Annotated in this window: 20 protein-coding genes; 8 read left to right on the forward strand and 12 right to left on the reverse strand. The window is 58.9% G+C overall.

Features of this window, described 5'->3' with window-relative positions; genetic code table 11:
• Positions 1-17 precede the first annotated feature (17 nt).
• From J3P75_RS00985 to J3P75_RS01000, 4 genes are all read left to right on the forward strand, one after another.
• A complete protein-coding gene (locus tag J3P75_RS00985; RefSeq protein WP_434709023.1) occupies positions 18-1,016 on the forward strand; it encodes a hypothetical protein in 999 nt (332 codons plus the stop codon).
• A gap of 56 nt (positions 1,017-1,072) precedes the next feature.
• Entirely contained in the window at positions 1,073-1,498 is a 426-nt protein-coding gene (locus tag J3P75_RS00990) for a hypothetical protein (protein ID WP_434709024.1), read from the forward strand.
• Positions 1,499-1,688: 190 nt separating this feature from the next.
• Positions 1,689-2,252, forward strand: a complete 564-nt coding sequence (locus tag J3P75_RS00995) for an N-acetyltransferase (RefSeq protein ID WP_434709025.1) — start codon at positions 1,689-1,691, stop codon at positions 2,250-2,252.
• Between the two features lie 37 nt (positions 2,253-2,289).
• A complete protein-coding gene (locus J3P75_RS01000; RefSeq protein ID WP_434709026.1) occupies positions 2,290-2,451 on the forward strand; it encodes a hypothetical protein in 162 nt (53 codons plus the stop codon).
• Positions 2,452-2,565: 114 nt separating this feature from the next.
• Here the strand turns inward: J3P75_RS01000 and J3P75_RS01005 are convergent, their stop codons facing one another.
• Positions 2,566-2,937 carry a DUF6124 family protein gene (locus tag J3P75_RS01005; RefSeq protein WP_434709027.1) on the reverse strand — a complete coding sequence of 124 codons (372 nt, stop codon included), beginning with the start codon at positions 2,935-2,937 and terminating at the stop codon, positions 2,566-2,568.
• A gap of 583 nt (positions 2,938-3,520) precedes the next feature.
• Here J3P75_RS01005 and J3P75_RS01010 point away from each other — a divergent pair.
• The 3 genes from J3P75_RS01010 to J3P75_RS01020 all read left to right on the forward strand — a co-directional run bounded on the left by J3P75_RS01010 (position 3,521) and on the right by J3P75_RS01020 (position 8,388).
• Positions 3,521-3,904, forward strand: a complete 384-nt coding sequence (locus J3P75_RS01010; RefSeq protein WP_434709029.1) for a helicase — start codon at positions 3,521-3,523, stop codon at positions 3,902-3,904.
• Between the two features lie 191 nt (positions 3,905-4,095).
• Complete coding sequence (locus J3P75_RS01015) at positions 4,096-6,744, forward strand: hypothetical protein (RefSeq protein ID WP_434709030.1); 2,649 nt, start codon at positions 4,096-4,098, stop codon at positions 6,742-6,744.
• 282 nt (positions 6,745-7,026) lie between these two features.
• Positions 7,027-8,388, forward strand: a complete 1,362-nt coding sequence (locus tag J3P75_RS01020) for a hypothetical protein (protein WP_434709031.1) — start codon at positions 7,027-7,029, stop codon at positions 8,386-8,388.
• Positions 8,389-8,444: 56 nt separating this feature from the next.
• Here the strand turns inward: J3P75_RS01020 and J3P75_RS01025 are convergent, their stop codons facing one another.
• The 6 genes from J3P75_RS01025 to exbB form a co-directional block, all read right to left on the reverse strand.
• On the reverse strand, positions 8,445-9,845 hold the full coding sequence (locus J3P75_RS01025; RefSeq protein ID WP_434709032.1) for an aminoacyl-tRNA deacylase and HDOD domain-containing protein: 1,401 nt from the start codon (positions 9,843-9,845) through the stop codon (positions 8,445-8,447).
• 79 nt (positions 9,846-9,924) lie between these two features.
• Complete coding sequence (gene recG / locus J3P75_RS01030) at positions 9,925-12,000, reverse strand: ATP-dependent DNA helicase RecG (protein WP_434709033.1); 2,076 nt, start codon at positions 11,998-12,000, stop codon at positions 9,925-9,927.
• 9 nt (positions 12,001-12,009) lie between these two features.
• Positions 12,010-12,939, reverse strand: a complete 930-nt coding sequence (locus J3P75_RS01035) for a LysR substrate-binding domain-containing protein (RefSeq protein ID WP_434709034.1) — start codon at positions 12,937-12,939, stop codon at positions 12,010-12,012.
• A 276-nt stretch (positions 12,940-13,215) separates the two neighbouring features.
• Positions 13,216-13,962 (reverse strand): TonB family protein, encoded by a 747-nt coding sequence (locus J3P75_RS01040; RefSeq protein WP_434594337.1) that lies wholly within the window; start codon positions 13,960-13,962, stop codon positions 13,216-13,218.
• Positions 13,959-14,387 (reverse strand): TonB system transport protein ExbD, encoded by a 429-nt coding sequence (exbD, locus tag J3P75_RS01045; protein WP_090287539.1) that lies wholly within the window; start codon positions 14,385-14,387, stop codon positions 13,959-13,961. Before exbD ends, J3P75_RS01040 begins: the two co-directional genes overlap by 4 nt.
• 6 nt (positions 14,388-14,393) lie before the next feature.
• Positions 14,394-15,347: a tonB-system energizer ExbB gene (gene exbB / locus J3P75_RS01050; protein ID WP_434709035.1), complete on the reverse strand. Its 954-nt coding sequence runs from the start codon at positions 15,345-15,347 to the stop codon at positions 14,394-14,396.
• Between the two features lie 188 nt (positions 15,348-15,535).
• Here exbB and J3P75_RS01055 point away from each other — a divergent pair, with 188 nt between their 5' ends.
• Positions 15,536-16,393, forward strand: coding sequence for an SDR family oxidoreductase (locus J3P75_RS01055; protein ID WP_434709036.1), 858 nt, complete (start codon positions 15,536-15,538; stop codon positions 16,391-16,393).
• Positions 16,394-16,533: 140 nt separating this feature from the next.
• Here the strand turns inward: J3P75_RS01055 and J3P75_RS01060 are convergent, their stop codons facing one another.
• The 5 genes from J3P75_RS01060 to gmk form a co-directional block, all read right to left on the reverse strand.
• Positions 16,534-17,274 carry a hypothetical protein gene (locus tag J3P75_RS01060; RefSeq protein ID WP_434709037.1) on the reverse strand — a complete coding sequence of 247 codons (741 nt, stop codon included), beginning with the start codon at positions 17,272-17,274 and terminating at the stop codon, positions 16,534-16,536.
• A 67-nt stretch (positions 17,275-17,341) separates the two neighbouring features.
• Positions 17,342-17,722: a RidA family protein gene (locus J3P75_RS01065; RefSeq protein WP_003229509.1), complete on the reverse strand. Its 381-nt coding sequence runs from the start codon at positions 17,720-17,722 to the stop codon at positions 17,342-17,344.
• A gap of 24 nt (positions 17,723-17,746) precedes the next feature.
• Positions 17,747-19,852 (reverse strand): bifunctional GTP diphosphokinase/guanosine-3',5'-bis pyrophosphate 3'-pyrophosphohydrolase, encoded by a 2,106-nt coding sequence (gene spoT, locus J3P75_RS01070; RefSeq protein WP_007920338.1) that lies wholly within the window; start codon positions 19,850-19,852, stop codon positions 17,747-17,749.
• A 57-nt stretch (positions 19,853-19,909) separates the two neighbouring features.
• On the reverse strand, positions 19,910-20,173 hold the full coding sequence (gene rpoZ, locus J3P75_RS01075; RefSeq protein ID WP_039757363.1) for a DNA-directed RNA polymerase subunit omega: 264 nt from the start codon (positions 20,171-20,173) through the stop codon (positions 19,910-19,912).
• Positions 20,174-20,341: 168 nt separating this feature from the next.
• Positions 20,342-20,962, reverse strand: coding sequence for a guanylate kinase (gene gmk / locus J3P75_RS01080; RefSeq protein WP_039757364.1), 621 nt, complete (start codon positions 20,960-20,962; stop codon positions 20,342-20,344).
• Between the last annotated feature and the right edge of the window lie 7 nt (positions 20,963-20,969).

Genomic DNA, 20,969 nt, shown 5'->3' on the forward strand with positions numbered 1-20,969 from the left:
CGATCAACAAGGAAGTAATGAAAGTGACCAAGTTTTTCAGTTGTGTGTGCCTGCTCATATCGACCATCAGTCTTACCGCGCAAACGGCTACGGCTGATGACCTGCAAACCATCAAACAAATGCATCCGCCGGTGGTGGCATCGGTGGGCGAGCAGAAGATCACCGTGTTGTTCTTGAAGAACACGCTCAAAGGTCAGACGACAGGCGCCTACGTTCCCGGTGGGGAGGTTTTCTACACGACAATGAGTGCCATGAGGCCAGAGCTCTCGTTTGTGGCGCCGCTCGTGGGTGATGAAGTCGCATCGGTGTTTTTTTTCGAACGCAAATTCCCTGAGCGAGCGGGGAAGTCCCTTTACGTGCTCATGAGGCAAAAAGAGTCAAACGGTGGTTTCGAAGGCTACACCTATTGGACGCTGGAATTGCCACTCATCAAGCAGGGCGAACAGTTGTCGTTACGGTTTTTTCGCGGTGATCCACCAGACCCTGAGTTGCAGGATTGCCGAGACGGCCGAGACCTTGAAAACGGCGTCGATGTTGTGTGTGGCTACAAGGATGCGGCGAGTATCAAAAAGCGCCTGGCAGACCTCGATGCAAAGATCATTGCTGATTCAAAGCTTCAACAGGACCTGCGCCAGCAGTCGGCCAAAACTAACGACGACGAGGCCAGTGTTGCTTGTCCTTCACCCGAGTTTTCAGCGTTCCTTGCAGCGTTTTCGGAGCGCGTCGACGTGCAACAAGCTTTCGTCCAGCAACCCCTGAAAATGGCCACGACCGTGGCCGGCGATCCTGAGCCTGAGATGGAAAAACGCAGTCTCAGCGGCGATCAGCTCAAGTTTCCAATCATCCCGGATCAAGCAAAGCGAGAGGCACAGGGCCTGACGTTGACCGTCAAGGACGAACGGGGCGAAAAGGCGATTGCGATCCTTCAGAAACCGGATACCGATTATGTCTTCGAATATCGGTTTGTTCGTGGGCAGTGTTGGCGGCTGGAAGAAGTGGCGGATTATTCGCTTTAGAAACACCGGCGTTCATCGACATAAGCGCCTTCAACAGAACGGGTTCAGAGGGATTTGTGAAGAAGTTGTTTTTAGTGCTGCTGTGGGTGTTGCCGTTGGCTTCCCACAGTGAAGTTTCTACACAGGTAAGGTGCTTCCACACGCTGGAAGGCAAAAGCATCAATTTTGAGTTCAGAACCTATTACGACGTGGCCGCCAAATGGAGCGGTGCAAGTGTCAGGTACAGCAAGTCGAAGAAAGCCATTACTTTGGTTCATCACCGAACCGAAGAGTACGTCATGACGGAGAGCGGGCCCTACGAATTCACGACGACTTGGGTGGAAGTTTCAGGCGGTGCAGTGACGGGGCAGTACGTCATTGCAACGCAAGGCGCTCGGGTGAACTCGATGCGTTACACGAATTACGAATCCGCCAAACAGTATTCGTTCGATGAGGACTTCAGCATCGAGTCCTCTCCAGAGATGGGTTGTCAGTGGGGATGAATTCTTCAAGAAAGGGGACTTAACGTCCCCTTTTTTATCCGCAAATCTCGCTACGGCGTGGCTCAAGCTCACCCCGTCCTGCCGATGTGCGATGGCGTAAGTGGCTGAGGGCCGCGGATTGCTCGGACCAAGTAATCAGTGTCAGGTTATTTCTGTTTATGTTCAGACGCTTGGAAACGTCGATACCCTCATGGCCTTCGAAGATTGCCAGTGGTTGTCCATGTCCAGGATTCGAGGTAACGGGTATCGCTATCAGATCTGGCGATCTGAGGCGCGCAAGGCTGCGGAAGATATGGCGCGTGAAAGCCAAAATCTCAAGATCCGAGGTATCGAAACTACTCAAATCCGGTATGAGCCTATTACTCCCATTGCCATCGAAGCTGCGGATCTTTGGGGTGAGGAGGCGACGCTCTACCCGTGGCACGATGTGCATCAATGGAAACAGGCTGACACCCGTGGTTTTGATGTCTCGCTTTGGTTCAACCACGAGTTGTGTGGGTTGTGTTATGCGTCACCGCGCAAGAGCAAGCTATGTATCAAGATCGTCATTCTGGAGGGCAAGCCGGAAAGATCCCATCCGTTGCGGGGCACAGTGGCTGCTTTGGCATTAACCGCGATTGAAAACTACGCTCTCTTGATTGGCTGTACAGAGATTGAAGTTCAAGAGCCGGCAGTCGGCGCTATACCCATATACGAGAGTTTAGGGTTTGGCTTTGATCCGACGGGCCGGCTTGTTATTGCGGTTGAGCGGTAATACTATCCAGTTAAATTTCGAGACCCAAGAGGTTTCCATGAAAAAATCCAAACATGAACCTAAGCCTATGATGGCTGCCCGGTTCCAGGCTGAAGCTCGTGAAGTTTTGGCTAAACGTTCCGGTAAGCGCAGCCGCTTTCTGGATGCTGCACTGTCAAAAGGCAGTGATTTCGAGCCTGTCGGTCGACTGGCCGGTTGAAGCTTTCGCGACTCTTAAAAAAGCTGCCCTCGTTGGCAGCTTTTTTATGTCTGGATTTTTACGGACATTATTGGAAGGGGACTCAACGTCCCCTTTTTTCATCCGCAAATCCCGCTACGGCTTCGCCGCCGCGCTCTTCACCTCAATATGATCAAGCGTCCCTTCCACCATCAATCTCACCCCATCCGCCATTCTGCTCAGGGCCAGTGCCACAGAACGGCGTGAGCCATGGAGGTCGTCGGCCAGGTCGCAGGCGATGACGCTGATGGACAGGAGGTCTTCGGAGGCGTTGGCCATGAGGGCTTCGGCGTCGGTGCCGGGGGAGAGTTTGAAGAGGCCGGTTTCGCGCTTGGGGTGCGGTTCGGTGGGCGGTTTGAAGTGGTGGTCGAGGGCGCGCTCGGCGGCTTCGTGGAATTTCTTCGATTCCAGAGATTCGGAGGGCGATATGTCCGGGGTTTCCGGGGGGTTGGGTGTTGGTTTCTTCATTCGGTCTTACTCCAGTTTCAGGAGCTGGCACCGTTTCGCTCGCACTTCGAAAGGGGTGGCAGCTGTGCATAGGTGTGCAAGACCGGTGGAGTCACCCGGCAGACCCGAAGGCCTCCCATACACAGCAGCCATAACGATCCGCGAGCATAGGAAAACGCTCGGCGAATTGCCATAACCAATGTGTACTCCCGCCGGACGTGTACGTCCGTATCGCCGATTTTGCGGCGATGCTCAAAGCCTATCCCTAGCGCATCAACTCGCCTAGTTCACGGACAGCCCGGCACTTCGCTGGAAATTTCCCATAGGTTCGCGGGCCGGAAGATCAAAAGATCGCAGGCTTCGCCAACTCCTACACAGATGTGTTTCTTCAGTTGTAGGAAACGTGAGTGGTGAGACGCGGAGCGTCTCGGGATGCATTCCCACGCGGAGCGGGGGAACGATCAGAGTGGACATTGAATCGTGACTTGGCAGTCATCGTGCCGAAAATCGCCTACATAATCCTCAAACAGCGTCAGATACTGGCGTTATCGTCCGAATCCCTTACACTGCTCCGGCCGTTCATTTTCCTTTTGAGGCTGTGCGCATGAAATTTCGTTTTCTTCTGTGGATGATGGGTTTGTTGATGGCCAAGGCCAGCCGGACCAATCCTGCGTTCCAGCAGCAGTTGGGTGACAAGGATCTGGTGTTTCAGCTGCAGACGCTGGACGGGAAAGTGGCGCGGCATTTTGTGGTCAAGGATCAGCGCATCACCAGCAAGTCTGGCGTGGTGGCGGAGCCTGCGTTTGCGATTGCTTTTAAAGATGCCGGTTATGGCTTTGCGACGATGCAGGCGAAGAACAAGCAGTTGGCGTTTATGCAGGGGATCCAGGACAAATCGATCCAGCTCAAGGGTAATCCGGCGCTGGTGATGTGGTTTCAGGGCTTGATGAAATATCTGAAGCCGCGGAAAGCAAAGGCCACAGCATAAAAAGTCGCTGGCCCGAATAAACCCACGCAGGCGCGCTGAAAAATGGCGCGCTTTGTCTTCCAAAACCAGCAATCAGGCTTGTAAAGACACTCGAACTGTCATTTCTATCAGGTGTTTCGGCCCCCCGCGCGGTGCTCTACTCAAGTACCGGTCCTGCACAAAGGACTTCACTGACTTGATGGAGCAAGCATATGAGCCTGGCAGAGAGCATCTGGACCCCCAAGTTTCTCGACCCCACATTTGCCCAAGGCGGCGTGTTGACGTTGCCGATCCCTGGCATCGTGGGCGACGTAGCGGCCACCGTACTGGCGCTTTCCGATTCAAAATCGCTCGTTGCTGTTCCGTTAAGCGGAGCGGACGCCCCGGTTGCCATCGCGAGGTTGAATGAAGACGGTTCGCTGGACGAAACCTTCGGTCCAGCGCGCAAAGGTTTCGTTGAAATAACCCTGGAGAGCGCTCGAATCAGCCATGTGTACAGTGTGGCTGCCCTTATCGATGACGGTTGGCTTGCACTGATTCAGTACGCCTCGACGATCTCCAGTGACCGTGGCCTGGCTCTCGTCCGCCTGAAAAGTACCGGGGAACTGGACCTCTCGTTTGGCACCAATGGCTCAAGGTTGATCTCCCATCACGGCATTCCTGAACCTGCAAGCGCGCCGCGTACGGTAAGCCATTCGAATATGGAGGCTGCTCAAGTTGCGAGCGCTTCATTACCGTCAGCGGCTCTGCAGGTGGATGGCAAAATCATCCTGCTCCATTCGATTTTTGTGGATGAGGCATCTCCACTGCCTGTGTCCGTTGTGATTCGTCTTTTGGCGGATGGCTCGCTCGATCCATCATTCGGCGATTCAGGTTACGTAGTGGTCGATGTCCGCACCACTTCGAGCGCCACATTTGGCATTGCTGTTCAAACCGACGCCAAGGTACTCATCTGCGGTACATACCGGGACGGATCAGGAGGCAATGGAGTCTTTCTGGCGCGTCTGGATGCCAGTGGCGCGCTGGACAGTCAGTTCAATCCACTTACAGCACCGAACAGTAAGGTCACCACCGGTGGGGTCGTGCTGATGCCCGACGATGCAGGCGACAGCCATCTGCAAGCGGTCTCGGTACGTGAAAGCGACGGCAGGATTATTGTTGCTGGCCGAGCGCTGCGTGACGGTGGCGATGTCGGGTTGATCGCTGCGTTCACGACCAACGGTACCGCCAATCTTGTGTTCAATGGAGGCAAGCCGCTTTTTTCACCGTTCGTGGAAGGGTTAGCGTGGACGCATGTTTCGCAGAAGGGTGGTTCGATCATCGTGGTCGGTCAGGGTCACTCCGTCGTGGTCACGGCATGTTTCCTCGCTGACGGAAAACCGGATACAGGCTTCAGCGGTGTAGGGCAGGCGCTGTTTGAAGACAGCATGGGGGATGCCAGCGTGCGCGGTCTTGCAGTGCTCGAAGACGGCCGGATCGTCGTGGGTATCGGGCTGTTCAACAATGCTGATACATCAGAATTGGCAGGGCGGATCGTGCGCTACCTGGCCGGTTCTACGACGCTGAATAACGACCCGACCTTCGGCGACCGTGGCCTCCTCAGATTTCCATTTCCCGGGTTCACAGGGTACGACGTGCGGGCGCTGCTCGCGTTGCCGCAAAACAAGCTGCTGGTTGCCGTTCGCCTGTCGACGGAGGGCGCGCCCACGCAGATCGTCCGTCTGCTCGAGAACGGTTCTCTGGACAGCGCTTTTGGCGAGCAGAACAGCGGTTACGTTGAGATCAAGCTTAAAGATGATTTGTTCATGAGCCGCATCCTCGGTTTTACGCCTCTTGGCGATGGCGGCTGGCTGGTGGTGGCTCAGTACAGCGTGGAAGGCGAAAATTACTCGACGGGCCTGGTGCTGGTCAGACAGCGCGAGAACGGGCAACTGGAGCCGTCTTTCGCAGAGCAGGGACTGCTTTACCTGGCTTACGAGGACATGGGAGGCGGCGGATATATCGGGTTGGCGGAAGTATCTCCGAACGGTGCTACAGCTGCTGGTGCAGCTCGGACGGTCGCCCAACAAGCGGACGAAAAAATCGTCGTAGTCACTACCGTTGAGGACACTGGCGGTCACCCAAGAGGTATCGTTCTGCGGTTCGATTCGAACGGCTTGCCTGACACGACATTCAATGGCGCAGGCTTTGCATTTGTGGAGCTTGCGGGCATTTCACCTGCGGACACTATCGGACAATCCGTGGCAGTCCAGGCCGACGGTGGCGTGGTGGTCTGTGGCAATTATTTCGCCACGAATATCCACGGTGCCTATGTTATTCGCTTCGCCACTTCAGGCCAGGTTGACACCGGCTTCGGAAAAAACGGAGTGGTGGACATCCCCCGTGATCAATGGATCAGCCTGGATGTCGCGGCGATAGTCGGCGACAAAATCGTTGTGGCCGGCGGTGCGCAAGTGCAGGGGGTCAATCAGGGCCTGGTTGCCGTGCTCAATTACAGCGGCGAGTACAACCGTATCTTCAACGGTGGTGATCCACTGATTGATTCACCTGTTCCCCAAGGCGTCAGATGGTTGCATTGTGTGCCGCAGACGGACGGGTCAATCATCGTTTGCGGCAGCAGTGGTAGCGGCGCGTTTGACGATGACCTGAGTGCAGTCACCGCACGTATTCTGGCCGATGGCTCCCCAGACACCTCATTCTTCGGCACGGGATTCACCGTTTTCAATGAGGGCGAGGGTTTCGAATACCCTCACGGCATGGCCGTGAGGGAGGACGGCCGCATCCTGGTAGGCGGCGTGTTCTTCACGGATGCGGGATATGAGAAAGGTTGGGTGATCCGTTATCTGCATAAGTCGGCTTAGCCGGGAAAGGCTTGGAGCATTACGGGCAAGCTTTGTTTCACTTCGCGTCGCGTGCCCGCTTTTTTCCGCCTCGGCAGAACTGCGCAGCAATTAACGCAGCAGACGGCAGCCTCATTACTCCCGATATTCCCTTCCAGTTATTCCGCTATTCACGTTATCTCGGCAAAGGCGCATTTTTTGTCATAAAAGACTGACAGATCTGACAGGTGTGTTTTTTCAATGTTTGAGGCTTCATGAGGTAGTCCAGCAGTAAAGGGACTTATCTGGAATGGAGAATTCAATATGTCAGTACGAGCAGGTGAGCCTGATTCAACTTTCAATGGTGACGGCAAGCGCGATTGGACGTTCCCTGAGTTTGTGAGCATTGCCCCTCAGGTTGTTCTTTCATTACCTGACGGCAGAATGCTCGTCGTGGCGAACGAGAGAGGGGTGTTTCCTGGTTTTGTAATCGCCCGGCTCACCGAAAGGGGGCAGCTTGACGTTGGCACCGGTTTCGGCGAGAACCAGCAAGGGTTCGCGCGGATTTTGACTCCAGGAAAGGATTTGACCGGAAAATTTGGCGCGAGCTTGCTGAGCAACGGTGGGGTGTTGATAACTGTCGATTACTCTGGGCGGGCGCCGAATGTTGAAAGCGGTCTTGCCGCTATCCAGCTACTGCCAGACGGTCGACTCAACGACAAGTTTGGCGAGGGCGGTGTGGCGACCCTCGCTTACGGTTCAATACCCGTCACGCTGACCAGTGCGGCCAAGGCTGCGCGCGCCCGCCGAAACGAACCCCAGAATGTGGAACCTGCCATTCTCGGCAACGGCCACCCTGGAGCTTCGGGTATCGAGTTGCCAGACGGTAAAATCGCTCTGGCCTATTTCGGCTTTTACGATGCTGCACAGCAAATCAAGGGTTTGGTCATTCGGCTCAATCCGGATGGTACGTTTGACGAAACCTTCAACAAGGTCGGTTCCGCCTGGGTTGAATTGGCGGAATTGAGTCCGCAAAGTCAGATCGCTGCTCGTGGAGTGGCTGCGCAAGCAGATGGTGGTTTGGTGGTGTATGGCGACTTCCATGATGACGGTATCTTCGGCACCTATGCCGTTCGCTTCACCAAGAATGGAGTGCGGGACGACACGTTCAAGACAACGATCGTGTCATCGGATCGGTTGCCGATATTTCGTGATATCGCTGTGAGAAAAAAGGATGGAATGATCGCTTTGGTTGGAGGCCAGGACGGTGAAACTATGTTTGACGGTAACGGGGTGATTGTTGTGCTGCGTGCGGATGGCTCACCTCATCCCCTTTTCAACAATGGCCAGCCGTTAATCTCCAAAGTTGTGCCTGAAATTGGCCAAAATTGGTCGAGCTGCGCCTTTGGTGATGCGGATGAAAGCAAATTGATTGTCGCTGGCACCAGTGGTGGGGGTTTTGCTACTGATGAAATGCATGCCGTCTGTGCACGTTATGGCCTTACCGGCGAGCTCGATTCGATGTTCAACGGTACTGGTTGGGTATCCTTTGATCAAACTGACAAACTGGAAAATAGTTTAGATATGCACGTCACCGCGCAAAATAAAATTGTTATCTGCGGCGAGTATTGGAAAGACCGGTTGAGTTTTGCTACAGGCGGATGGATAGCGCGCTTCATTGCTTGATCAATAAACAAAGATGTCCGCTCTCACGAATGAAGTGATCCGTGAGAGCGGTTTTTTTATGCCTGGCTGAATTGCGAAGCCAGTTCCCGCAGCAACACTTCAGCCTCAAGGACTTTGCTGACCACATCATTGGCTTTATCGCGGCTCAGGCCGACACGCTCAAGCAGGGCGTCGGGGATGTCTTCATCCGGACCGGAGCCAATCCCGCGGCTGCGCAGCAGGCGCACGGCCAGGCAGACGAGGTTCGGGTATTCGGCGTAGGCGCCGTCGTAGCTTGGGTCGTGCTGGAAGCGCAGGGCGGTGGCCAGCTCATCCGGCATGTCCCAGTAGCGCATCAGCCACGAGCCGATCTGTTCGCGGCTGATACCCAGCAGGTGTTGCTCGATGTAGCTGTGGCACAGGTGCGGGTTGACCTCCAGGTGGCGGCAGATCAGCGAGAAGTGCGGCGGGAATACGTGGGCCAGCAGCAGATAGCCGAAGTTGTGCAGCAGGCCGGCCAGATAGGTCAGGCCGGCTTCCGGGCGCTGGGCGCGCGGCATGGCGCGGGTCAGGCCTTCGATGACGGCAGCGGTATAGATCGACTGCTGCCAGTACGGCGTGGTGTGTTGCGGGTGGTCTTTGGGCAGGCTCAGGGTTTTGCCGAGGGCGAGGCCCAGCGCCAGGTTGATCACCAGATCGAAACCGAGCACGCGGACGATCGCGTCTTCCACCGAACGAATCTTGCCCGGCGAGGCGTAGTACGGCGAGGCCGCCCAGCTCACCACTTGCGCGGCCAGCGCCGGGTCGGTTTCGACCACGCCGGTGATGTCGTCGATGGTGGCGTTGGGGTCGACGCGCAGCTTGATGATTTTTTGCGCGGTTTCGGCCAGTGGCGGAATTTCGATGGTCGCTTCCAGACGTTGCTGGATGCGCCGCGCGGTAAACGCCTGCACGGCCTGGGTGATTTCCTCGCGGTCATCGTCCGGGCGGTCGAGGTTGGGGCGGATACTGCTCAGGGCTTCGCCGAAATTGGCGGCGCTGGCCTTGGTCAGCATCGATTTGAAGTCATCGCTGCTGATTTCCAGCAGCAGGCCCGGCTCGCCGGAGTTGATCAGCAGCTTCGGCTCGCGCAGCAGGCTTTCTTCGTAGAGGCAAGGCGAACTGGTCAGCGCCGGCAGGCCCGGGAGCAGGCTCAGATTGTGTTTGCCGAGCATCTTTTCCAGGCGCTCGGTGGACACGGCTGTGAGGCGGCGACCAGTGAGTTCGGCGAGGCGGTTGAGATCCAGCAACTGGCTCTGTGGAAACAGCACCATCAACGCGCCGACGGCGTCGTCGAGCAACACGGCCTGCACTTTGCTCGAAGCATTGAGGCCGTGGTGGTCGAGCACTTCTTCGTAGGCAACGCCCAGCTTGTTGAGCAGCAGCCGAATAACAGACGGAGCTTGCGGAGATTCGGGGACGAGAGCAGCTTCGGTCATGGTCTGTATCCGTTTTTGAAACAATGGCAGGAGTATAACCACCTCTGCCGGAACGAGCTGTCGGAAACTGCGACAGTGCTCACACTTGGCCGTATTGCTGCCCATGCCGCAGCCAGCGATCAAGCAACGGGCTGACGTGGGTTGGCCAGCGTTCCAGCAGAGCTTGCGCGGCGTCGCGCACGGCGGGCAACAGATCGGCGTCGCGCATCAGGTCGGCGACCTTGAATTGCAGCAGGCCGGTCTGACGGGTGCCGAGCATTTCGCCGGGGCCGCGCAGTTCGAGGTCTTTTTCGGCAATGACGAAACCGTCGTTGGTCTCGCGCATGATGCCCAAACGCTGACGACCGATCTGCGACAGCGGCGGATGGTAAAGCAGCACGCAATGACTGGCCGCGCTGCCTCGACCCACCCGACCGCGCAACTGGTGCAGTTGCGCAAGGCCAAGGCGTTCGGGGTTTTCGATGATCATCAGGCTGGCGTTGGGCACGTCGACGCCGACTTCGATCACCGTGGTGGCGACCAGCAGTTGCAGGTTGCCGGCCTTGAACTCGGCCATCACCGCGGCTTTCTCGACCGGTTTCATGCGCCCGTGAATCAGCCCGACTTTCAGTTCGCCGAGGGCGAGAGTGAGGTCTTCAAACGTGGTTTCGGCGGCCTGGCAGGTCAGCTCTTCGGATTCTTCGATCAGCGTGCACACCCAATAGGCTTGTCGGCCCTCGGCACAGGCACCGCGCACGCGTTCGATGACTTCAACGCGACGGGTGTCGGTGACCAGCACGGTGTTGACCGGGGTCCGGCCGGGCGGCAATTCGTCGAGGATCGAGGTGTCGAGGTCGGCGTAGGCGCTCATCGCCAGCGTCCGCGGAATCGGCGTGGCGGTCATGATCAGTTGATGCGGGCACATGCGCCCGCCAACGCCTTTCTGTCGCAGGGCCAGACGCTGCTGCACGCCGAAGCGGTGTTGTTCGTCGATGATCACCAGGGCGAGGTTCTTGAACTGCACTTCGTCCTGAAACAGCGCATGAGTGCCGACCACCATTGGCGTGCCGCTGGCGATCTGTTCCAGCGCGGCGACGCGGTTCTTGCCCTTGAGCTTGCCGGCCAGCCACGCGACGTCGATGCCCAGCGGCTCGAGCCAGCGCTTGAAGGTGATGAAGTGTTGTTCGGCAAGAATCTCGGTCGGTGCCATCAACGCGACTTGATATCCAGCCTCCAGTGCTTGAAGTGCAGCGAGGGCGGCGACCACGGTTTTGCCCGCGCCAACGTCGCCCTGAATCAGCCGCAGCATCGGTTCGTGCTGGCTGAGGTCGTAAGCAATTTCGTTGCCGACCCGTTGCTGCGCGCCGGTCGGGCTGAAGCCGAGGTTCTTCAGGTATTTCGGTGGCAGCTTCGTGGCTTTCGGCATCGCCGGTGCGCGTAGCGAACGCAGGCTTTCGCGCAGGCGCTGTTGCGACAGTTGATGGGTAAGCAATTCTTCGAAGGCCAGACGATGCTGCGCCCAATGATGACCGAGGGCGAGTTCATCGACGTCGGCATCGGCTGGCGGGTTGTGCAGGTAGCGGATCGCGTCGGCCAGCGGCGCCAGTTGATAGTCGCGAGCGAGCTCGGTCGGCAGCCAGTCGGGCAGGGTCGAAGGTTCGAGCATGGTCAGGGTTTGCATGCACAACTGGCGCAGACGCTGCTGGGTCAGGCCTTCAGTGAGCGGGTAGACCGGGGTCAGGGTTTCATCCACTGGCGGCGGTTCGTCGCCGGTGATCGCACGGTATTCCGGATGGTAGATTTCCAGACCGGACGCGCCGGGCCGCGCTTCGCCGTAGCAGCGCACCCGCGTGCCACGCTTGAGGCCTTCTTTCTGCGCGTTGCTGAAGTGGTAGAAGCGCAGACTCAGTCCGCCAGTACCGTCCTGCAAGCGCACGACCAGGCTGCGACGCCGGCCCATGACCACGTCGGCACCGCTGACGGTGCCTTCGACCACGGCGTCCTGCCCCGGCCGCAGCGCACCGATCGGCACCACGCGGGTGCGGTCCTGATAACGCAGTGGCAGGTGAAACAGCACGTCCTGCAGATTCTCGAGGCCGACCTTGGCCAGCTTCTCGGCCATGGCCTCGCCGACACCCTTGAGTGCCGTCACCGACACTTGCGACAGCTCCGTCATGACCCTGGCTTAACCGGCCGCGACCGGCGCGGCAGGTTTGGCCACCGAGCACAGGCGAATGGAGTCGGCGAGAATCTCGATGGCTTTCGGCCGCGGGAAACTCGCGCGCCAGGCAATGGCCACGGTGCGGAACGGCACGGGCGCGGTCAGCGGACGGACTTCAATCACGCCCGGAGCGTAGTGATGGCTGTCCACCGCCGACAGCGGCAGGATCGAGATGCCCAGGCCGGAGGCGACCATGTGCCGGATGGTTTCCAGCGAGCTGGATTCGACCGTGGTGTGCTTGGCGCCGTCGTTGCCCTTGGTCAGGGTCGGGCAGGCTTCGAGCACCTGATCGCGGAAGCAGTGGCCTTCGCCGAGCAGCAGCAGGCTCTTGTCGTTGAGCAGGCCGGCGTCGATGGTTTCCTTTTTGGTCCACGGGTGCTGGGCCGGCATCAGGACGTAGAACGGCTCGTCGTACAGCGGCAGGGTCAGCACATCGGCTTCGTTGAACGGCAGGGCGATGATGATCGCGTCCAGTTCGCCGTTGCGCAGTTTGTCGCGCAGTACGTGGGTGAAGTTTTCTTCGATGTACAACGGCATCTGCGGGGCGACCCGGTGCAGTTGCGGAATCAGGTGCGGGAACAGGTACGGGCCAACGGTGTAGATGGCGCCGACTTTCAGCGGTGCGGTCAGCTGGTTCTTGCCGGCCTGGGCCAGTTCGCGAATGCCTTGGGCCTGCTCCAGGACTTTCTGCGCCTGAGCGACGATGCCTTCGCCGACCGGGGTCAGGCGCACGGCGCTTTTGCTGCGCTCGAAAATCAGCACACCGAGTTCGTCTTCAAGTTTCTTCACGCCCACCGACAGCGTCGGTTGGCTGACGTGGCAACGCTCGGCGGCATGGCCGAAGTGCTGTTCTTGGGCGAGGGTAACGATGTAGCGTAATTCTGTGAGGGTCATAGCAAGCGTCCATGAAGTTGCGCGCCAAGCATACCGGCTGCAATCGATAGACGCACGTTATCAGACTGTGGGCTGAGTGCGACACCAGACGATGTCGGTTTGCCGCAGGCAGATATGCGAAAGGCACCTTTCGGGTGCCTTTTATACTGTCTCCGGACTTGCAGATATCATTTGTAGGAGTGAGCCTGCTCGCGATAGCGGTGTTTCAGTCAGAAAATCATCATCTGACACACCGCTATCGCGAGCAGGCTCACTCCTACAGGGTTTTGTGTCGCATTAGCGGCGGCGTTCGAGGGAGTAAACAAACGGCGCAACAATTTCGATCGAGCCGTTGTTGAGCATGTCGGCCGGTGGCTTGGGCAGCGGTTGCGCGCGGCGGATCATGTCCAGGGTGGCCCGGTCCAGATCAGCGTTGCCGGAGCGGCCCACCAGTTCGAACGACAACACGTTGCCTTCGCCGTCGACCACGAAACGTAGACGATTCAAGCCCTCCTTGCCCCGTGCCTGTGCGCTTTGCGGGTATTTCTTGTACTTCTGCAGATGTGCGAGCAGGGTGCCTTGCCAACTGGCCTTGGCCGCCAGTTGTGCTGGCGATGGGCCTGGTGCCGGCTGGGCGGATTTCTCCGTCGGTGCCTGGGTCGGTTGGGTGTCGGCCGGCTTTTCCTCGGAAGGTTTTTCCTTCGGCGGGTCAGGCAGCTTCTTCTCGACCGGCTTCGGCGGTTTGGGCTTTGGCTTCGGCTTGGGTTTCGGTACCGCGATTTCCGCTTTCGGTGCTTCGGCCAGTTTCGGCATCGGCAGCTCTTCCACCGGCGCCGGTGGCTGTGGCGGTGTGACGACTTTCGGCGGAGCGGGCGGTGGTGGGGCAGGCACTGGTGCCAGCTCGACCATCATTGCCTGCGGCGGCAATTCGATGGGCGGGCGGGCGGTCCAGTTCAGCGCCAGCGCGATGGCTAACGCATGCACGCCCAGCACCACGGCCAGGCTACCGCTGTAACGCGTCAGCTTATGGCGCGTGTTGATCATTTCTTGGCTGCCGTCTCGAGACCGACCAGACCGACCTTCAGGTAACCGGCGGCGCGCAGGTTATCCATCACGCTCATCAGGTCACCGTAATCCACGCCTTTGTCGGCCTGGAAGAAGATCGTGGTGTCTTTCTTGCCCTGGGTCTTGGCGTCGAGGGTGGCGCCGAGTGCTTCGGCTTTCACTTCGTCGTCACCGAGGAACAGGCGCTGGTCAGCTTTCACGCTGAGGAACACCGGTTTTTCTGGCCGCGGCGCCGGTTTGGCGGTCGAGGCAGGAAGGTCGACTTTGATGTCCACGGTGGCCAACGGCGCGGCCACCATGAAGATGATCAACAGCACCAGCATCACGTCGATGAACGGCGTGACGTTGATTTCGTGGTTCTCGGCCAGATCGTCGTCTGCGCCTTCTTTCAAATGCAGGCCCATGGCCGATTACCCCACTTTGACCATGTGCGGCTGCGAGCTGCGCTCAGGCTGGTGGTCGAGGTCGCGGCTGACCAGCAGCAGGACTTCTGCCGACGCATCGGACACCTGCGCCTTGTAACCGGCGATGGAGCGGGCGAAGACGTTGTAGATCACCACCGCCGGAATCGCGGCAACCAGACCCAACGCCGTGGCCAGCAGCGCTTCAGCGATACCCGGCGCAACGACGGCAAGGTTGGTGGTCTGGGTTTTGGCGATGCCGATGAACGAGTTCATGATGCCCCACACGGTACCGAACAGGCCGACGAACGGTGCGGTGGAACCGATGGTGGCGAGTACGCCGGTGCCGCTGCTCATGTTGCGACCGCAGGCCGCGACCAGACGCTCGAGGCGGAAGCTCACGCGTTCCTTGATGCCTTCTTTCTCGCGGCTGTTGGCCGACAGGCGCATCTCTTCGAGCGCGTCGTGCACCAGCAGGTTGGCGAGGGTGCCTTCCTTGCCGGCCGTAGCGCTGGCTTCTTTAAGGGTGGTGGCTTTTTTCAGCGCAGCGATTTCGCCACGCAGACGACGCTTGGCGCCCATCAGCTCGAAGCCTTTGGCGATCCAGATGGTCCAGGTGATGATCGAGGCGATGGCCAGACCGATCATCACGATTTTCACGATGATGTCGGCGTTCTGGTACATGCCCCACGGCGACAGGTCATGGGCCATGCCCAGGCTGTTGTCGGCTTCGAGGACTTCAGGTGCGTCGACGGCTTGCACGCCCTGCACCGGATCGGTGGCGGCCGGTGCAACTGGCGCGGCGGCCGGGGCGTTCTGCTCGGCAGCGGCTGGTGCGGCCGGGGCCTGGGCGTCAGCGAATGCGGCGGTTGGTGCCAGCATCAGGCTGAGCACCAGAGCTGCCACGGCGCTCCAGGCGCGAGGTCGATTGGTTGGCGAAGCGGGAGTTTGATTACGTGTCATGCTGGCCGGACCTGAGATTGAAAAACGATGATGCTCTTCCAGGCCTCGTGAGGCCGAGAACAAAAGTGACGTGCATTATTGCAAGTAATTCTTGTTAACAAAAGTAATAGAGTATCTTTTTTTCCTCCATTGCTAGCCGTTCGTCCTCTGCCGACGCTAGTCTGTGCCTTTGTGATGGGAGTTTTCTGATGTCCTCGCCTTCTGTTTTGATTGCCGGTTGTGGTGATGTCGGCAGTCGTCTGGCCAAGCAATTGTGGGCTGCCGGCTGGGACGTTTTTGGTCTGCGGCGCAATGTGTCGCGACTGCCGGACGGCGTAACTGGCGTCGCCGGCGACCTGTTCAGCGAGGAGTGCCCGACGAACTGGCCAGTCGGCGCGATTGACTATGTGGTCTATTGCGCTGCGGCGACTGACCATGACGAAGAGGGATATCGCAAGGCATACGTGCAGGGTCTGCAGAACGTGCTCGGTTGGCTGAGTGACTACGGGCAAACGCCGGAACGCCTGATTTTCGTCTCCAGTAGCAGCGTTTACGGGCAGCAGGGTGGGGAGTGGGTCGATGAGACCTCAGAGACTGTCGCGGCTGGTTATTCCGGGCGGTTGATGCTCGAAGCCGAACAAGTCGCGCTCAGCAGCGGTGTTCCGGCCAGCGTTCTGCGCCTTACAGGCATTTACGGGCCGGGCCGCGAATGGCTGTTGACCCAGGTGCGCCGAGGTTATCGTGTGGCAGTCGAGCCGCCTCTATACGGCAACCGCATCCATGCCGACGACGCGGCCGGTCTGCTGGCGTTTCTGCTGGAAAAGGATCGCCAAGGCGTGAAGCTGGAGGACTATTACATCGGTGTCGACGATGCGCCGGCGCCGTTGGCAGAAGTGGTCGGCTGGTTGCGCGAATACCTGAACGTGACCGAGTGGGCCGAAGACGCCAGCGTGCGGCGCACCGGCAGCAAGCGTTGCAGCAATGCGCGGGTGAAGGCGTTGGGGTGGGTGCCGACTTATCCGACCTACCGCGAGGGCTACGCGGCGATTCTTGAGGGTCGCTGCTGACTTCCAGGCATCACAAAACAACTGTGGGAGCTAGCCTGCTAGCGATGAGGCCATGACAGTCAAAATCAATACTGACTGTCAGACCGCTATCGCTAGCAGGCTAGCTCCCACATGGGATTTGCGGTGTTTCAGGAATCGGGCTACTGCTTCTCCAGCAACCACTTGCGCTCACCCGCAGCGAACTGCGGCTGTTCATCCGCCAGCGCAGCATTCACTGCCTGCAAAATCTCCAGCTCGTTGCCCTTGCGCACAAAAATCCAGTTGTTGCCCTGACCGTTGAGCTGCAGCCACATGCTGTCGTTGCCGTTGCTCATCGACGCGCAATCACCCGCCAGGCACAAGGCATAGCGGTCAGCGCCCGGCAGGCCGGTAACCTGGCCATCCGCCTGAAACTGCACGGTGGCGCCTTCGCCCTCACCACTGACGATTTTCCAGTTGCCGCCCATGTACGCCGAATACAGTGCGCGTTCGAAGCTGGCACCAATCGGTGCGCCTTCCGGCACCGGAATCTGCGCGCGGTCGAACAGCTGTTCCGGTTCGTTATCGCTGGCAGCTTGCTGCAGATGGTTGCCGTCGCGTTTCAGCTCGCTGGCGGAGCTGCCATAAAAGTCGACTTTCCAGGCGCCGGACTGTTCGCCCAGCAGCCGACCTTCGACGTTCTCAAAACCGTTGGTGTAGCGAGCCTGACCGGCCTTGGTGTTGACGTCCCATTCCAGATTCGGGCCATAGGCCTGAAGCGCTTCGCGCAGGGGGCCGCCCTTGGCGGCGGCATCGATCGCCACCTGATTGATCCAGGTGCCGCTGATGTCACGGTCGGCAGGGTCGCTGGCGCAGCCGCCGAGGAACAGGGCGAGCAGCGAGAGAGCTAGCGCTTTGCGCATGGTGGAATCCTTTCAATACCTTTTCTTGCACAGCTGTCGGCGCGGCGGTCAGGCCGCGCCGTGCGCATCACTCGATGACCAGAATGGCATCCATTTCAACTTGCGAACCCTTTGGCAGGGCGGCCACGCCGATCGCGGCGCGAGCCGGGTACGGCTGGTCGAAATACTTGCCCATGATCTCGTTGACCTTGGCGAAGTGGCTCAGGTCGGTGAGGAAGATGTTCAGTTTGACGATGTCCTTGAACGAACCGCCGGCCGCTTCGGCCACGGCTTTGAGGTTCTCGAAGACCTGGACGGTCTGGGCTTCGAAGCCTTCGACCAGTTCCATGGTTTTCGGGTCCAGCGGGATCTGGCCCGACATGTATACGGTGTTGCCTGCCTTGATGGCCTGGGAGTAAGTACCGATGGCGGCCGGGGCCTTGTCGCTGGTGATGACGGTTTTGGTCATGTATGACTCCTTGTAATAGGCAGGTTATGCGCGCATGCGAGTGATGCGGATCACTCCGGTCAAGGCGCGCAGCTTCTTGATCACGCGGGCCAGGTGCACACGGTCGTGGACGCTGACCACCAGTTGCACGACGCTGATGCGACCATCGCGTTCGTCCATGCTGATTTTTTCGATATTGCCATCGGCCGCGTTGACGCTGCTGGCCAACAGGGCGATCAGGCCGCGCTGGTGCTCCAGCTCGACCCGCAGTTCGACATTGAATTCGCCGGTGACATCCTTGGCCCACGAAAGCTGGATGCATTTTTCCGGGTTGTGCCGGATTTCGCTGATGTTGCGGCAGTTGTCCAGGTGCACGACCATGCCTTTGCCTGCCGACAGGTGGCCGACAATCGGGTCGCCCGGGATCGGCGTGCAGCATTTGGCATAGCTGAGTACCAGGCCTTCGGTGCCGCGAATCGCCAGCGGGCCTTCCGGGCTTGGCAGTTGCTCGCCTTCGCCGAGCAGGCGACGGGCAACCACGTAGGCCATGCGGTTGCCCAGGCCGATGTCTTCGAGCAGGTCTTCGATCAGTTCGAGGCGGTACTCGGTGAGCATCGCCTTGACGCGTTCGGCCGGAATCTTCTCCAGCGAGCTGTCGAAGCCATTGAGAACCTTGTTCAGCAAACGTTCGCCGAGACTGATGGACTCGGAGCGGCGCTGCAGTTTCAGCGCGTGACGGATGTGCGTACGCGCCTTGCCGGTGACCACAAAGTTGAGCCATGCCGGGTTTGGCCGGGCGCCGGGTGCGCTGACGATCTCGACCGTGGAGCCGCTTTGCAGCGGTTCGGACAGCGGTGCGAGGCGACGGTTGATCCGGCAGGCGATGCAACTGTTGCCGACATCGGTGTGCACCGCGTAGGCGAAGTCGACCGCGGTGGAGCCTTTCGGCAGCTCCATGATCCGGCCCTTGGGCGTAAAAACGTAGACCTCGTCCGGGAACAGGTCGATTTTTACGCTTTCGATGAATTCCAGCGAGTTGCCGGCGCGTTGCTGCATTTCCAGCACACCTTTGACCCACTGACGGGCGCGCGCGTGAGTGCCTTTCGGCTGTTCATCGCCGCTGGATTTGTACAGCCAATGGGCGGCGATGCCGTTGTTGGCCATCTCTTCCATCTCGCGGGTGCGGATCTGGATTTCGATCGGTACGCCGTGCATGCCGAACAGCGTAGTGTGCAGCGACTGGTAGCCGTTGGCCTTGGGGATCGCGATGTAATCCTTGAAGCGCCCCGGCAACGGTTTGTACAAATTATGCACAGCACCGAGCACGCGGTAGCAGGTATCGACCTTGTCGACGATGATCCGGAACGCGTAGACGTCCATGATCTCGTTGAAGGCCCGACGCTTGCCGCGCATTTTCTTGTAGATGCCGTAGAGGTGTTTCTGGCGACCGCTGACTTCACCCTGGATGCCGTCGATGGCGAGGCAATGGCCAAGGGATTCTTCGATCTTGTTGACGATTTCCTTGCGGTTGCCCCGGGCGCGCTTGACCGCCTGGTAGATCCGCGCGGAACGCATCGGGTGCATGGCCTTGAAGCCGAGGTCTTCGAATTCGATACGGATCGCGTGCATGCCCAGGCGGTTGGCAATGGGCGCGTAGATTTCGAGGGTTTCCTTGGCGATGCGCCGGCGTTTTTCCCCGGACAGCACTTCCAGCGTGCGCATGTTGTGCAGGCGGTCGGCAAGCTTGACCAGGATCACGCGAATGTCGCGCGCCATGGCCATGGCCATTTTCTGGAAGTTTTCCGCCTGGGCTTCGGCCTTGGTCTCGAAGTTCATCTGGGTCAGTTTGCTGACCCCGTCGACCAGTTCGGCCACGGTTTCACCAAACTGCGCCTGCAGCGCTTCTTTGGCAATACCGGTGTCTTCGATCACGTCATGCAGCATCGCCGCCATCAGGCTCTGATGGTCCATGTGCATGTCGGCAAGAATATTCGCCACCGCAAGAGGGTGCGTGACGTACGCCTCGCCGCTGCGACGGCGCTGACCGTCATGGGCTTGTTCGGCGTAGAAATACGCTCGGCGGACCAGGTTGACCTGGTCGTTGCCGAGGTAGGTCGATAAGCGATCGGCGAGGGCGTCTATGCTCGGCATGATAAATCCTGCCGCAAGCTGTGATCCCGCGCCGTGCTACGTCGACCAGGCATAGGCTTAGACGGCCTCGTTGGACTCGTCCTCGAACGCTGCGAACAGCGGCTCATCCTGGACGATTTCCTGCTCGGCGATGTACTCGTAGCTCATCACGCCTTCAGCAATTTCACGCAGCGCGACAACAGTCGGCTTGTCGTTTTCCCACTGAACCAGTGGCTCTTTGCCGCCGGTGGCCAGTTGACGGGCACGCTTGGTAGAGAGCATGACCAGCTCAAAGCGGTTTTCCACGTGTTCTAGGCAGTCTTCAACGGTTACGCGGGCCATGGTATTCCTCGGAGCGAATGCAATATGCGCGCTGCCCGAATGGGCAAGCGGACTCAGCAGTTTAAAAAATCACCAGCGATTAGGGAAGCGCTGATTTTTTGACCAAACCCTTCAACGCGCTGCAAGCACCAATGTAAAGCGCTTGCAGGCATTTTGGGAAGTGCTGTTTTAACCGAGCAGTTCGGCCAGCAATTTGCCGAAACGCACCTGTTGACGCTTCTGTTGCAATTGATTGGCGCGGAAAATTGCCTTGAGATCGTCCAGCGCGTGGGCGAAATCGTCGTTGATGATCAGGTAATCGTAATCGACGTAGTGGCTCATCTCGCTGACCGCTTCGCGCATCCGCCCGTCGATGATTTCATCGCTGTCCTGGCCACGGTTGGTCAGGCGCTGGTGCAACGCTTGCAGTGATGGCGGCAGGATGAAGATCGAGCGTGCCTGCGGCATCAGCTTGCGCACTTGCTCGGCGCCTTGCCAGTCGATTTCCAGAATCAGGTCATGACCTTCGTCGAGCGTCTGCTGCAGACGGCTTTGCGAAGTGCCGTAGAAGTTGCCGAACACTTCGGCGCGTTCGAGGAAGTCGCCGTGTTCGCCCATTTTCACGAACTCTTCGCGGGTCACGAAGTGGTAATTCACGCCGTCCACTTCGCCGGGACGCATGGCGCGGGTGGTGTGCGAGACGGAAACGCGAATCTCCGGGTCAGCGTCGGTCAACGCCTTGACCAGGCTGCTCTTGCCCGCGCCCGATGGCGCGGAAATGATGTACAGGGTGCCGGTGTGTTGGGTCATCTCGGGG

Source organism: Pseudomonas sp. R1-1, assembly GCF_051132135.1.
Taxonomy (GTDB): domain Bacteria; phylum Pseudomonadota; class Gammaproteobacteria; order Pseudomonadales; family Pseudomonadaceae; genus Aquipseudomonas.